Source organism: Arthrobacter sp. sptzw42, from assembly GCF_059089685.1.
In genome coordinates this window covers 317,634-332,059 of sequence record NZ_JBNHEX010000001.1, presented here as the reverse complement: position 1 = coordinate 332,059, position 14,426 = coordinate 317,634, and the positions used below count along the sequence as shown (strand labels likewise).

Genomic DNA, 14,426 nt, shown 5'->3' with positions numbered 1-14,426 from the left:
GAAAATTGTAGGTTCCCTACAGCGGTGGGCGCCAGAAGCGTCATTAGACTAGCCAGCAGGGCTGGTTCTTTGTGTGGATGCTACTTAACTCCCGCGGGAGACCTGCCGCCTAGGACAGCGCCACAGGACCAATCTGCTACAGAGCCGGAGATATTTGATGAGCCACGATCTGACAACGACAGCGGGAAAGATCGCCGATTTCCGCGACCGCCAGGCCCGTGCCGAACAGCCCTCCGGCCCCGAAGCGATCGAGAAGCAGCACGCGCGCGGCAAGAACACTGCCCGGGAGCGTATCGCCCTCCTGCTGGACGAAGACTCGTTCGTGGAATTCGACGCCCTGGCTGTCCACCGCTCCACCGCGTTCGGCATGGAGAAAAAGAAGCCGCTGGGCGACGGCCTGGTTTCCGGCTACGGCACCGTGGACGGGCGCCCCGTAGCCGTTTACAGCCAGGACTTTTCCGTGTACGGCGGCTCCCTGAGCCAGGTCAACGGCGAAAAAATTGTCAAGGTGCAGGAATTCGCGTTGCGCAACGGCTGTCCCGTCGTCGGCATCCTCGATGGCGGCGGGGCCCGCATCCAGGAGGGTGTGGCATCGCTGGCCATGTTCGCCGATATCTTTCGCAACAACGTCCACGCCTCAGGGGTGGTGCCGCAGATCTCCCTGATCATGGGTCCTTCCGCCGGCGGCGCCGCCTACTCCCCCGCGCTCACCGATTACGTGGTGATGGTGGACAAGACCTCACACATGTTCATTACCGGCCCGGACGTCATCAAGACTGTCACCGGCGAGGACGTGGACATGGAAACCCTGGGTGGTGCCCGCCAGCACAACGCCACCACCGGAACGTCCACGTATTTGGCTTCTGACGAAGCCGACGCCATCGAGTTTGTCCGCGAACTGCTGGACTTCCTGCCCTCGAACAACCTCTCGGAAGCTCCGGTGCTGGAGCACCAGCAGGAGCAGGAGGTCGACGACGACGACCTTGCCCTGGACACGCTGATCCCCGACTCGGCCAACCAGCCCTACGACATGCGCAGCGTTGTGGAGCAGATCGTGGACGACGGCCACTTCCTCGAAATGCAGGCCCTGTACGCCCCCAACGTGATGATCGGCTATGGCCGGGTGGAGGGCCACACGGTGGGCATCGTGGCTAACCAGCCCCTCCAGTTCGCCGGCACACTGGACATTGCCGCCTCCGAAAAGGCAGCGCGCTTTGTCCGCCACTGCGACGCGTTCAACATCCCCATCATCACCCTGGTGGACGTTCCGGGCTTCCTGCCGGGCAAGGACCAGGAGTTCCAGGGCATCATCCGCCGCGGCGCAAAACTCCTCTATGCCTACGCGGAAGCCACCGTTCCCAAACTCACCGTGATCACCCGCAAGGCCTACGGCGGCGCGTACATCGTGATGGGTTCCAAGAAGCTCGGTGCCGACCTGAACCTTGCCTGGCCCACGGCGCAGATCGGTGTGATGGGGGCACAGGGCGCCGTCAACATCCTGTACCGCCGGGACCTCGCAGCGGTGGCCGAGGCAGGTGGAGACGTCGAGGCGCGCCGGGCTGAAGTCATCCGCCAGTACGAGGAAGAGCTGCTGAACCCCTACCAGGCAGCCGAACTGGGTTACGTTGACGCCGTGATCGCGCCGTGCGAAACCAGGACCCAGATCATCAAGGGCCTGCGGGCGCTGCGCGACAAGCGGGCCAGCCTTCCCACCAAGAAGCATGGGAACATCCCGCTGTGAACCCCGCCCAGCCCGTCACGCCGCAAGCCCAGCCCGAAGAGCCGGCGGTTGATCCTGGCGCGGCGCCCGCAGACGGTGCGCCGTTGTTCTCTGTTGTCAAAGGCCAGCCGACGGCTGAGGAACTGGCTGCGCTGACCGCCGTCGTGCTCTCCCTGGGAGGCGCAGAACCGGCACTTACGGACAAGCCCCCGGTGCGTCACTGGGTTCGGCGGCAGCAGCTGCGCCTGGCGCCCGCGCCCGGGCCAGGGGCGTGGAAACGCAGCCGGGGTTAATCCTCCCCATCGGCTCCCAAATCTCGCTTCGCCCGACTTGGGCCCCTCGCCGGAATGGGCCCCCGTTCCGGCAGCCGTGCGGTTAGTCTCGGAGGGTGACTACAGAGACTGCTCCTGCCGCCCGCCCGAAAACCCGCATCGACGCCGTCGCGGACACCTACACGGATACGCTCATCAGGCTCAATCCGTCCTTCGCCACCACCCTGGGCGTTCCCGGACACGAGACCGAATACCAGGACTTCTCCCCCGCCGGCATCGCTGAGTTCGCGGAGGAGGCCCGGAAGGCCCTCACGGACCTTGAAGGGCTCGAACCTGAGGACGAGGTCGACGCCGTCACACTCGATGCCATGCAGGAGCGGCTTGGCCTGCAGTTGCTGATACACGCGTCCGGCTGGGATTATGCGGACCTGAACAATATCGCCTCCCCTGCCCAGGACATCCGCTCCATCTTCGACCTCATGCCCACGGAGACAGAGCAGGACTGGCAGCACATCGCCGGCCGGGCCCTGAACGTTCCGGCGGCCATCGGCGGCTACATCGAATCCCTGCGGCTGGCCCGTGACGCCGGCCGGGTTGCTGCTGCCCGGCAGGTGAACATCGTCGTTGAGCAAACCACGAAGTACGCCGCAGAGGACGGGTTCTTCGCGAAGCTTGCGGCAGGAGCCGCCACCGCCGCCGGGCCCCTGTCGGCCGCGGTGCAGGAAGAGCTCGACGCCGGCGCCGCCGCCGCGCGCAGGGCTTATGCAGGGCTGGCAGCATTCCTTCGGACGGAGCTGCTGCCGGCCGCGCCGGAAAAGGACGCGGTGGGCCGGGCCCGCTATGCACTCGCCTCCCGTTCCTTCCTCGGCGCCACCGTGGACCTGGAAGAGACTTATGCCTGGGGCGTGGAGGAACTCGACCGGCTGATCGCCCAGCAGGAAAAGGTGGCGGACACCATCAAGGCCGGTGCCACCATCGAAGAAGCCAAGGACATCCTGAACAGCGATCCCGCGCGCCAGCTAAAAGGCAAAGAGGCGCTGCGGGAGTGGATGCAGGAGCTTTCGGACAAAGCCGTTGCCGAACTTGCCGACGTCCACTTTGAGATCCCGGAGGTCATGAGGAAACTTGAGTGCCTCATCGCTCCCACTGACGAGGGCGGCATCTACTACACCGGCCCGTCCGATGACTTCAGCCGTCCCGGCCGCATGTGGTGGTCCGTCCCGGCCGGCGAGGACACGTTCACCACCTGGGCTGAAACCACCACGGTCTTCCACGAAGGAGTTCCGGGACACCACCTCCAGGTGGCCACTGCCACCTACCGCCGGGAACTGCTGAACAAGTGGCGCCGTAACGTGTGCTGGACCTCCGGCCACGGCGAAGGGTGGGCCCTTTATGCCGAGAAACTGATGCAGGAACTGGGCTACCTCAAGGATCCGGGCGACTACATGGGCATGCTGGACATGCAGCGGATGCGGGCCGCCCGCGTGGTGTTCGACATCGGCGTCCACCTCGAACTCGAGGTTCCCGAACGCTGGGGCTCCGGCACCTGGACCCCGGACAAGGGGTACGGGTTTCTGAAGCAGAACCTGCCCATCAGTGAGGGACAGCTCAGCTTCGAGTTCACCCGCTACCTCGGCTGGCCGGGACAGGCACCGTCCTACAAAGTCGGCCAGCGGCTCTGGGAACAGATCCGGGCCGAACTCCAGGCACGGCCCGGCTTCGACCTGAAGGAGTTCCACACCCGCGCCCTGAACATCGGCTCCGTCGGACTCGACACACTCCGGCGCGCGCTGCTCCGGTGATGGAGATGGCAGGTTGTGGTCAGACCCGTTCCGCTCATCCTTCGACTGCCACAGCCGTTGGAACGGGTCTGACGCTGCCCTCAACAGCCCACCGGGTTTCCTCTTCAATGAGGTCCGCGTTGATCCCCGCCCCAGCCATGACACCCTCGGCAGCTGCGGTGATTACCTGAGCCATCAGGTTGGAGACGTTGCCCGCTGCGTATACGCCCGGGACGCCTGTAGCACCCATGGGATCGGTCCCGATGAAACGGCCCGCGCCTGACGGGTGCACCTGGGTGGCCAGCCCCAGCGATTTCAGAAAGGTGGACCTGGCCTCCATCCGTGTGCCGACAGCCAGTGCTGCTACCTGGAACGAGGTACCTTCCCGTAGCGTGACTCCTTTGAGGACACCATCCGCAGCGTCAACGGAAGCCACGGGCCCGGGAACCACGGTGACGGACCGGGCAGCGAGCTTGACCCGTTCCGCGTCAGTTGGCTCCACCGCGTCATTCAGGAACAGGGTGACATCACTGGACCACTGCCGGAACAGCAGTGCCTGATGGACGGACAGCGGGCCAGTGCCCAGCACCCCAATGCGCTGCCCGCGGATTTCCCAACCGTGGCAGTAGGGGCAGTGCACAACGCCCTTTCCCCATTGCTCCCGCAGCCCCTGGATCGGAGGCAGTTCGTCCGTCAAGCCGGTGGTCACGAGGAGGCGCCTGCCGGTGAACCGGCGGGCATCTTCGGTGACCACCTCGAAGCCGTCGGCTGTTCTCCGTGCCGAAACAGCTTCCGCGTCAATGACGGTGCCGCCGTAGGAGAGCACTTCGGTGCGTCCCGTGGCCAGCAGGTCCGAGGGTTTCATTCCGTCCCTGGAAAGATAGCCGTGAATTCCGGCCGCAGGCGCGTTCCGCGGCATTCCGGAATCGATGACCAGCACCGTGCGCAGCGCGCGGGCCAATGTTGTCGCCGCGCTGAGCCCGGCGGCCCCGCCGCCAATAATTACAACGTCATACCGTGTGGTGTCCATGCCGCATTCGTCCTTCCCTGCGTTTTTCAGATCCGCCGCTAATGTCACCGGGCGGTGATAACAGCCTTCCCCGCATCTGGAGGCAGTGGCAAGTATCGTTGCTGATCTGGCAAAGTGGCAGTATGGACAGCGACTTGGACGACGTTCTCGGGGCGGTTGGCCCCCGGCTTCGCGCAATCCGTGCCGAGCGGAACTTCACCTTGGGGGAAGTTTCCACGGCCTCGGGCATATCGGTGAGCACCCTTTCCCGCCTGGAGTCCGGCCAGCGCAGGCCCAACCTCGACATCCTGCTGCCCCTCGCGCAGTTGTATGGCGTTCCCCTGGATGACCTCGTGGGTGCCCCGCCCACCGGAGATCCGCGGATCCACCTGCGCCCCATCACCCACGCAGGGATGACGGCTGTCCCGCTCACCCGCCGTCCGGGCGGGCTGCAGGCCTTCAAGATGGTGCTGGCCGGCGAGGCCCGCGGAGCGGAGCCTGACCCGCGGGTGCATGAAGGTTATGAATGGCTCTACATCCTCAACGGGCGGCTGCGCCTGGTGCTGGGCAACAAGGACTTTGAACTCCGGCCTGGCGAGGCCGCGGAATTCGACACCCGCACCCCGCACTGGTTTGCAAGTGCCGACGGCAAGCCCGTCGAGTTCATTAGCCTGTTCGGGCAGCAGGGGGAGCGGATGCACGTCCGGGCGCGGCCTAAGGCCGGCCAACGATGACCCAAAGAGCGAGACCTTAAGCACTACGGCGAAGGGAATAACTTCATAAAAGCGCGGAAAACCGCTGATTTATGGGCTTTTTCTAAGTCTGGTACTTCGCGGGACGCCGTAACATTTCTCAACATCCGTTCGTCGTGATATGGAAGCGCGCCCTAACGTAATCGGGTGAGCACATCAACCCGCCCCTCAGAATCCGCAGGAAAGACCGGCTTCCAGCTGCCCAAATGGGCTGGCTCGTTCGGCTTCCAGATTATCGCCGCCCTCATCGTCGGGCTTGGCCTCGGTCTCCTGGCCAAGTACACCGGCAGCACCAAAGCCAGCCCCAACGGTCTCGGCGCCACACTCCAGACCATCGGCTCCAGCTATGTATCGCTGCTGCAGACCGCCGTCGTACCGCTGATCTTCACGGCCGTCGTCAGCTCCATCTCCAACCTCCGCCAGGTGTCCAACGCCGCCAAACTGGCGTGGAACACCCTGCTGTGGTTCGCCATCACCTCCCTGATCTCGGTGCTGATCGGCATCGGCCTCGGCGTGCTCCTGCAGCCCGGCGCCAACACGGGCATCACCGAAGAGGCAAAGTACTCCGGCAAGTCCGGTGACTGGTGGTCCTTCCTCATTGGTCTCTTCCCCAAGAACTTCCTGGGCCTGGGCGCCAGCTCCACCGTTGCCGAATCCGGCGCCGTCACCACCTCCGTCAGCTTCAACGTGCTCCAGATCCTGGTGATCGCCATTGCCGTCGGTGTTGCCGCTCTCAAGGTGGGTAAAGCTGCCGAGCCGTTCCTTACCTTGAACGCCTCCGCGCTGGCCGTCATCCAAAAGGTTTTGTGGTGGATCATCCGCATCGCCCCGCTGGGTACCGTGGGCCTTATCGGCAACGCCGTCGCCGTCTACGGCTGGGACACCATCGGTTCCCTGGGCAAGTTCACCTTCGCCATCTACGTCGGCCTGGCACTTGTGCTCTTCGCCGTCTACCCCGTCCTGGTCCGTACCCACGGCCTGTCGGTCAAGCAGTACTTTTCCGGTGTATGGCCCGCCGTCCAGCTGGCCTTCGTTTCCCGCTCCTCGGTGGGCACCCTGCCCCTGACCCAGCGGGTTACCGAACGCAGCCTCGGCGTACCCCGCGGCTACGCCTCCTTCGCCGTACCGCTGGGCGCCACCACCAAAATGGACGGCTGCGCTGCCATCTATCCGGCCATCTCAGCTATTTTCGTGGCACAGTTCTTCGGCATCCAGCTCGACTTCAGCCAGTACCTGCTGATCGCACTGGTTTCCGTCCTGGGCTCCGCGGCAACCGCCGGCACCACCGGCGCCGTGGTGATGCTCACGCTGACGCTGTCCACGCTGGGTCTGCCGCTTGCCGGCGTCGGCCTGCTCCTGGCCATCGATCCCATCCTGGACATGGGACGCACCGCGGTGAATGTTGCCGGCCAGGCGCTCGTCCCCACCATCGTGGCCAAGCGCCAGGGCATCCTCGATGAGGCCCTGTACAACGCACCCCGCAACGGCACACCGTTTGTTGAGGACACTGTGGACGCCGCTGAGGCCCCGTCCGATGGAACCTCCACGGACACCACAACGCGCCAACTGGCGGACGTGAAGGCCTAAGGGTCCCTGCTCACCCCTGCTGTAAAAAGAAGTCCCCGGGAAGATTCCCGGGGACTTCTTTTCTTGCTCACTAGTAACCGTCATCGGCGGGAATTCCCGAAAACTTGCCCGCAGTGCAAAGTTGCACGTAGTGTAAGAGCGTGACAATTTCCGCAGGCCGAGCCCCCGCGCCCGTTTCAGCCGTCCCGTCGCGGCGTGAGCTGAACAAGGCCGCTACCCGCCTGGCCATCACTGATGCCGCTTTGGCACTCCTGCGCACCAAGGGTCCGGGAAACTTCACCGCCGAGGACATTGCAGAGGCGGCAGGGATCTCCCGCCGGACCTTCTTCAACTACTTCAGCAGCACTGATGCCGCCCTGGCATCCATCGTCCACAACTTCCTGGACAACGCCATTCAGCAGCTTCGGCTGCGGCCCGCTGACGAACCGATGCTGGAGTCGGCCCAGGCCGCACTGGTTGCCCTCGCCGACCCGAAAGCCGTAGCTCCGCTGGCAGAACTTTTTACCCTGACCCGCCAGAGTCCGCTGATGTCGCACACCGAACTTGAGGCCTGGGATCACTGCAGGGCCCAGGTCTTCGCCGTGGCACGCGAACGCATGGCGGGAACCGCCGGCGGGCAGGACGAACTGTACGTCCACGCCCTGGCCGGCTCAGTGATGTCCTGCGGCAAGGCTGCCATGGAGGTCTGGTTCAGCCGCCGCGGCCCCGATCTCTCACCGGATTCCCTCGCGGAGCTGCGTCAGCTGCTCATCGACTCGATGGCGCTGCTGGGCGCCGGTTTCAACGGCGCCGGCCGCTCCGCTGCTGCCCGGCACACCACCCCCTCTTCTTCAGACTCCCGTTCCTCCTGATCAGATCGGTTACCCTTCATGGCACTGCTCCTTTACCGCCTGGGCAAGTTTTCCTACCGCCGGCGCTGGCTGGTGATTTCGCTGTGGCTGGCTGCCCTGGTGGCCGTGGGCGGCTCTGCCGCCGCGTTCCACGGCACCCTGTCCAACAATTTCCAGATCCCGGGCACTGAAACACAGCGGATCGCGGACAAGCTGAGGGAAGAGCTTCCGTCAGCATCCGGCGGCACCGCCACCATTGTGTTCGAAGCGCCCGACGGCGGCTTCACGCCCGAGAGCCGCACCGCCGTCACCGATGCCCTCAAAAAGCTGGAATCCGTGTCCGATGTCCGGGGCACCATAGATCCGTTCGCCACGCAGGCGCAGGTGGACCAGGCCGGACAGGCCATCACCGATGGCGAGCAGCAGCTTGCCGCCGGCCAGGCACAACTTGAAGGATCCCGCGCCGAGCTGGAGGCCGGCGAGGCACGGCTCGCGGCGGCCGAACAGCAACTCTCAGCAGCCGGCGCGCCGGCGGCGCTTATCGAGGCCCAGCTCGGCCAGCAAAAAGCCGCCCTCGCGGAGGGCCAGGCGAAGCTCGACGCCGGCGCCCGGGAACTTGAAGCCAGCAAAGCCAAACTGGAACTGGGCAAGCGGCAGGCAGAGGCATCCTCAGCCATCCGCTTCGTCTCCGAAGACGGCCGCGCCGCCGTCGCACAGGTACAGTTCAGTACCTCCATCAACGGCCTCAGCCCCGAGGTCCGCCAGCAAGTCCAGGACATCGCCCACGAAACCTCCGCTGCCGGCGTCACCGCCTACGCAAGCAAGGAAATCACCGAGGACATCTCCGAACTCTTCGGCGCCGCCGAGGTCATCGGCATCGCAGTGGCCGCCCTGGTCCTGATCATCATGCTGGGCACACTCATCGCCGCCGGGCTGCCCCTGCTGATGGCAGTGATCGGCGTAGGTGTAGGCGTTGGCATCACCTTTGCCCTCTCCGGCCTCTTCGACATGAGCTCCATCTCCCCCATGCTCGCCCTGATGCTGGGCCTGGCCGTGGGAATCGACTACTCGCTGTTCATCGTCAACCGGCACCGGACACAGCTCCTTGCCGGCATGGACCACGAGGAATCGGTTGCCCGTGCCACCGGCACCTCCGGCAACGCAGTGGTTTTCGCCGGCCTGACCGTGATCATCGCCCTCGCCGCACTCGTGGTGCCGGGTCTGCCCTTCCTCGCCGTGATGGGCCTGGCCGCTGCAGGAACGGTGGCGGTGGCGGTGCTGGTGGCCATCACCCTCACCCCGGCCATGCTGTCCCTGATTGGACGGCGGATCATCTCGCGGCGTGCCTGGAAAAAGGCGGAGACCCACAACGCTGAACCCGGCCATGAAGCGGCTGACGAAGCGCAGGACCGCGAGCGCAGCACCCATGGCTGGGGCGGTCTGGTCACCCGGCACCCCGTACTGGCGCTCCTGGCCGGCGTGCTCCTCCTGGGCACCCTCGCGCTGCCCGCCACACAGCTGCAGCTTGCACTGCCCGACGGCGGGTCAGAACCAGTGGAATCCGAGGCCTACCAGGCCTACGATCTGACCGCCCGGAGCTTCGGCGAAGGGGTCACCGGCCCCATCGTGGCCGTGGGCGAATTCCCCGCCAACCTCGATGAGGCCCAGGCGCAGACCCTGCAGTACGACATCGCGGACAAGCTCCGCGATGTCGACAACGTGGTGGCCGCCGTGCCTGTTGCCCTCAGTGAGGACCGGCGCACCGCTGTCTTCCAGGTCATCCCCCGGGAAGGCCCGGCCAGCGCCAGCACCGTGCAGGTGGTTTCTGAACTCCGCGGCCTCAACGACGACATCCAGGCCGAATACGACGTCGCCATGGGCCTGACCGGCCAGACCGCCGGCAACATTGATGTCTCCACGAAGCTCGGCGACGCCCTGCCGCCTTACCTGGCGATCGTCGTCGGCCTCTCCCTCATCCTGCTGCTGCTGGTGTTCCGCTCCATCGTGGTGCCGCTGCTCGCAACCGGCGGGTTCCTGCTCTCGCTCGCCGCCGCGTTCGGGGCCGTGGTGGCCGTGTACCAGTGGGGCTGGCTGGGCGGCGTGTTCGACGTCGCCAACCCGGGCGCCGTCCTGAGCTTCCTGCCCATCATCCTGATCGGTGTGCTGTTCGGTCTGGCCATGGACTACCAGGTGTTCATCGCCTCCGGGATGCGCGAGGCGTACATGCACGGTTCCCCGGCAAAGCAGGCGGTCCGGGTGGGCTTCCGGCACGCCGCCGCAGTGGTGACCGCCGCGGCGATCATCATGGTCAGCGTCTTTGCCGGCTTCATCTTCAGCCACCTCACCATGGTGCGGCCGCTCGGATTCGCGATGGCCTTCGGTGTGCTGCTTGATGCCTTCGTGGTCCGGATGACCATCGTGCCTGCCGTGATGTACCTGTTGGGCGAAAAATCATGGTGGCTCCCCCGCTGGCTGGACCGGATCCTGCCGGACGTCGACGTGGAGGGCGCCAAGCTCAGCAGTCCTGAGGCGGCACCCGCACCAGGGGCGCTGGTGCACTGACACAGGTGTACCGCGGCCGGTCCTGCCCTTGGGCAGGACCGGCTAGGCTGGAGCCGTGGTCCGCCTGATTCTTGCCTCCCAGTCCCCCGCCCGCACCAAGCTCCTGGCCGAGGCCGGCATCCGGCACTCAGTCCTCGTATCGGACGTTGACGAGGATGCGGTCCAGGCACGGTACGGCGTTACCGACCCGCACGATACCGCCCTGCTGCTGGCACGGGCGAAGGCTGAGGCGGTGGCGGCGCTGCCGGAAGCGGAAGGTGCGCTGGTACTCGGGTGCGACTCCGTCTTCGAATTCGACGGCGAAGCGCACGGCAAACCGTACACCGCCGCCGTCGCCCGCGAGCGGATGCTGCGGATGAGCGGCAGCACCGGGGTGCTGCATACGGGACATTGGCTGGTGGACTGCCGGGACACAGACCCTGACGACGGCGCCGCCCCCGGCACGGGTGCCACCCTCGGGACTGTTGCCTCCGCGGAGGTCTCCTTCCTTGAAATGGAGCCGGAGGAGATTGACGCCTACATCGCCACCGGCGAGCCGCTGCACTGCGCCGGGTCCTTCACCATCGACGGCCTCGGTGGGGCCTTCATCCGCAAGGTCGACGGCGACCCGCACGCCGTCGTCGGCCTGTCCGTCTCCACGCTCCGCAGCCTGCTGGCTCAGGCGCAGGTACGCATCACCGACCTGTGGCCGGCGGCGTAAGCTGCCCGATTTCCACGAGTCTTGTAGCTTCCCTACAAAGCCTGGGCGCTTTACACGCGGAATCCGCAAGTAATATCGGCGGAACCTCCAAAACCGCGCTAGGCTCCCTGAAGGAAAGAAGGAGACGCCTTGTCAGCAAATTTGGAGCAGTCCGCACGTCCCACGCAGTCGACCCTCACAAAGGTGCTGATCGCCAATCGCGGTGAGATCGCTGTGCGCATCATCCGCGCCGCCCGTGATGAAGGCATCGCCTCCGTTGCTGTCTATGCCGACGCAGACCGCGACGCCCTGCACGTGCGCCTGGCTGACGAGGCCTACGCGCTCGGTGGCAGCACCGCCGCCGAGTCCTACCTCGTCATGGACAAGATCATCGAGGCAGCACGCCAGTCCGGCGCGGACGCCATTCACCCCGGCTACGGTTTCCTGGCTGAAAACGCCCAGTTCGCCGCCCGCGTGATCGAGGCCGGCATCACCTGGATCGGTCCGTCCCCGGAAGCCATTTCCGCCCTCGGCGACAAGGTCCAGGCCCGGCACATCGCCGAGAAGGTGGGCGCACCCCAGGTTCCCGGCACCGCCGACCCCGTCAAGACCGCCGACGAAATCCTGGACTTCGTGGACCAGTACGGGCTGCCCGTAGCCATCAAGGCCGCCTTCGGCGGTGGCGGACGCGGCATCAAGGTCGCCCGCAGCCGCGACGAAATCCCCGAACTTTTTGAATCCGCTGTCCGTGAAGCCACCGCTGCCTTCGGCCGCGGCGAGTGCTTCATCGAACGCTTCCTGGATGCACCCCGCCACGTTGAGACCCAGTGCCTGGCGGACGCATACGGCAACGTGGTGGTGGTTTCCACGCGAGACTGCTCGCTGCAGCGCCGCAACCAGAAGCTTGTGGAGGAAGCCCCTGCTCCGTTCCTGACCGAAGAACAGAACCGCCGGCTGTACGAGTCCTCCAAGGCCATCCTGAAAGAGGCCGGCTACCTGGGCGCCGGCACCTGTGAATTCCTGGTGGGCCAGGACGGCACCATCTCCTTCCTTGAGGTGAACACCCGCCTGCAGGTGGAGCACTGCGTCTCTGAAGAAGTCACCGGCATCGACCTGGTCCGCGAGCAGTTCCGGCTGGCCCGCGGCGAAGAACTGGGCTACGGCGATCCAGAGATCCGCGGCCACTCCTTCGAGTTCCGTATTACCGGCGAAGACCCGGGCCGGAACTTCCTGCCCGCCCCCGGCACCCTCCGGGTCCTGAAAAACCCCACCGGCCCCGGCATCCGCATTGATTCCGGCGTCGAAGAGGGCGACGTCATCAGCGGCAATTTCGATTCGATGCTGTCCAAGCTGATCGTGACAGGAGCCACCCGGCCGCAGGCCCTGCAGCGCGCCCGCCGCGCCCTCGAAGAGATGGTGGTCGAGGGCATCCCGACGGTGATCCCCTTCGATCTCGCCGTGGTTTCCGACCCCGCGTTTGCACCCGCGGAGGGCCCCTTCAGCGTCCACACCCGCTGGATCGAGACCGAGTTCGTCAACAACCTCCCGGCCTGGACCCCCGACGGCGGCGCCGGGACCGACGCTGACCCCGGGGAGCGGCAGCGCGTGGTGGTTGAAGTTGGCGGGAAACGGCTTGAGGTAGTACTGCCCGCTTCCCTCGGCACGCCGGGTACCGGTACGGCAGGCGCCGCGGCGAAGTCCGGCAAATCGAAGAAGCGCTCCCGCTCAGGAGGCACGGCAGCAGCCACCGGCAACGCCCTGACTTCCCCCATGCAGGGCACCATCGTCAAGGTGGCAGTGGTGGACGGCGACGTTGTAGCCGAAGGCGACCTCGTGGTGGTCCTCGAAGCGATGAAGATGGAGCAGCCGCTGACCGCGCACCGCTCCGGAACCATCACCGGCCTGAGCGCTGCACCAGGCGAAACGGTGTCAGCCGGCGCCGTCATCGCCACCATCGAAGACCAGTAAGCGCCGGAGGCTTCCATGCTCGCACCCAGTTTCGAAGAAGAAGTCCACCGCTACCACCTCGCCGTTCCAGAAATCACCCGGGGCAACCCTGGACCCGTCAAGGACCTCTATTCCCGGCTTGACGACGTCACGCTGGCCAATCCGTTCGGCGGCATCGCCCGCGGCTGGGCGCAGGTGGAAGCCCGGCTGGACCAGGCGGCACGGCAGTTCCAGGACGGCGAGATGCTGGGATTCGATACCATCACGTCCTACACGGCACGTGACACCGCTTTCCTGGTGGAGACCGAACACTTCCGCGCGCGGCTTGACGGGGCGGCCGTCGCCGAGGAGTTCGCGCTCCGCGTGACCAGCGTCTTCCGCCGCGAGGAAGGCTACTGGAAACTCCTGCACCGCCACGCCGATCCGGCCGCCCGGCCGCAGTCCCGCCGTTCCCTGAGCCAGCCCGCCACAAGCTGACACGCTGACAGTTTCCGCCGGAGAGGGCACACTTAGCAGATGTTGCCTTTCCTGCTCCTGGCGTCACGGGCCGAAGACGCAGCGGCCGAAGACGAGTATGCCGCCTACCTGCGGTACGGCGGACTGGAACCCGCAGAGCTCGTGCGCCTCAGGCTGGAGGCCGCTCCCCTGCCTGATCTAAACCTGGACAGCTACTCGGGCGTGATCGTGGGCGGCAGCCCGTTCACGTCCAGCGACCCGCCGGAACTGAAGACTGCGACGCAACTCCGCGTGGAGCGCGAGCTGTCGGGCCTCCTGGACCAGCTGGTGGCGCGGGATTTCCCGTTTCTTGGTGCCTGCTATGGCGTTGGCACCCTCGGTACGCATCAGGGCGCCGTGATCGACAGAACTTTCGGCGAACCGCTCGGTGCCGCGGAAATCCAGCTGACCGACGCAGGCCTGAAGGATCCCTTGCTCAGCGGAATGCCCAGGACCTTCACCGCCTATACGGGGCACAAGGAAGCGTGCACCGTCCTCCCCGCGCACGCCGTGCTGCTGGCGAGGTCCGCCGCCTGCCCGGTCCAGATGTTCCGGATTCAAAACAACCTCTACGCCACCCAGTTCCACCCCGAACTGGACACCGAAGGCCTCTGCACCCGCATCGACATCTACCGCAACGCCGGCTACTTTCCGCCGGAATCGGCCGGGCAACTGATGGACGACGCCCGTCGGTTTACAGTCACCGAACCCATGAACATCCTCAAGAACTTTGTGGCCCGCTACGCCTCGGGGACATAAAAATGCCCGGCTGGTCCGCAGACCAGCCGGGCA

At 65.7% G+C, this 14,426-nt stretch carries 12 protein-coding genes; 11 read left to right on the top strand and 1 reads right to left on the bottom strand.

Features of this window, described 5'->3' with window-relative positions:
- Positions 1-157: 157 nt before the first annotated feature.
- The 3 genes from AC5RT4_RS01490 (at position 158) to AC5RT4_RS01480 (ending at position 3,794) form a co-directional block, all read left to right on the top strand.
- Complete coding sequence (locus tag AC5RT4_RS01490) at positions 158-1,741, top strand: acyl-CoA carboxylase subunit beta (RefSeq protein ID WP_494104662.1); 1,584 nt, start codon at positions 158-160, stop codon at positions 1,739-1,741.
- Entirely contained in the window at positions 1,738-2,013 is a 276-nt protein-coding gene (locus tag AC5RT4_RS01485; RefSeq protein ID WP_494104661.1) for an acyl-CoA carboxylase subunit epsilon, read from the top strand. Before AC5RT4_RS01490 ends, AC5RT4_RS01485 begins: the two co-directional genes overlap by 4 nt.
- A 95-nt stretch (positions 2,014-2,108) precedes the next feature.
- The gene (locus tag AC5RT4_RS01480) at positions 2,109-3,794 is read left to right on the top strand and encodes a DUF885 domain-containing protein (RefSeq protein ID WP_494104660.1); all 1,686 of its coding nucleotides are present in this window, start codon (positions 2,109-2,111) and stop codon (positions 3,792-3,794) included.
- Positions 3,795-3,828: 34 nt separating this feature from the next.
- On the opposite strand, the gene AC5RT4_RS01475 is transcribed toward AC5RT4_RS01480, so the two are convergent.
- Complete coding sequence (locus AC5RT4_RS01475) at positions 3,829-4,803, bottom strand: NAD(P)/FAD-dependent oxidoreductase (RefSeq protein ID WP_494040972.1); 975 nt, start codon at positions 4,801-4,803, stop codon at positions 3,829-3,831.
- Positions 4,804-4,925: 122 nt separating this feature from the next.
- Here AC5RT4_RS01475 and AC5RT4_RS01470 point away from each other — a divergent pair, with 122 nt between their 5' ends.
- From AC5RT4_RS01470 to AC5RT4_RS01435, 8 genes are all read left to right on the top strand, one after another.
- A complete protein-coding gene (locus tag AC5RT4_RS01470; RefSeq protein WP_494104659.1) occupies positions 4,926-5,516 on the top strand; it encodes a helix-turn-helix domain-containing protein in 591 nt (196 codons plus the stop codon).
- A gap of 165 nt (positions 5,517-5,681) precedes the next feature.
- Positions 5,682-7,121, top strand: a complete 1,440-nt coding sequence (locus AC5RT4_RS01465) for a dicarboxylate/amino acid:cation symporter (protein WP_494040974.1) — start codon at positions 5,682-5,684, stop codon at positions 7,119-7,121.
- Positions 7,122-7,261: 140 nt separating this feature from the next.
- Positions 7,262-7,972 carry a TetR/AcrR family transcriptional regulator gene (locus AC5RT4_RS01460; RefSeq protein WP_494040975.1) on the top strand — a complete coding sequence of 237 codons (711 nt, stop codon included), beginning with the start codon at positions 7,262-7,264 and terminating at the stop codon, positions 7,970-7,972.
- A gap of 18 nt (positions 7,973-7,990) precedes the next feature.
- Positions 7,991-10,513: an MMPL family transporter gene (locus AC5RT4_RS01455; protein WP_494104658.1), complete on the top strand. Its 2,523-nt coding sequence runs from the start codon at positions 7,991-7,993 to the stop codon at positions 10,511-10,513.
- Between the two features lie 55 nt (positions 10,514-10,568).
- Complete coding sequence (locus AC5RT4_RS01450) at positions 10,569-11,213, top strand: Maf family protein (protein WP_494040977.1); 645 nt, start codon at positions 10,569-10,571, stop codon at positions 11,211-11,213.
- A 129-nt stretch (positions 11,214-11,342) separates the two neighbouring features.
- Positions 11,343-13,160 carry an acetyl/propionyl/methylcrotonyl-CoA carboxylase subunit alpha gene (locus tag AC5RT4_RS01445; protein ID WP_494104657.1) on the top strand — a complete coding sequence of 606 codons (1,818 nt, stop codon included), beginning with the start codon at positions 11,343-11,345 and terminating at the stop codon, positions 13,158-13,160.
- A 15-nt stretch (positions 13,161-13,175) separates the two neighbouring features.
- A complete protein-coding gene (locus AC5RT4_RS01440) occupies positions 13,176-13,616 on the top strand; it encodes a YybH family protein (protein WP_494040979.1) in 441 nt (146 codons plus the stop codon).
- A gap of 39 nt (positions 13,617-13,655) precedes the next feature.
- Positions 13,656-14,393 (top strand): glutamine amidotransferase, encoded by a 738-nt coding sequence (locus AC5RT4_RS01435; RefSeq protein WP_494104656.1) that lies wholly within the window; start codon positions 13,656-13,658, stop codon positions 14,391-14,393.
- Positions 14,394-14,426 lie beyond the last annotated feature (33 nt).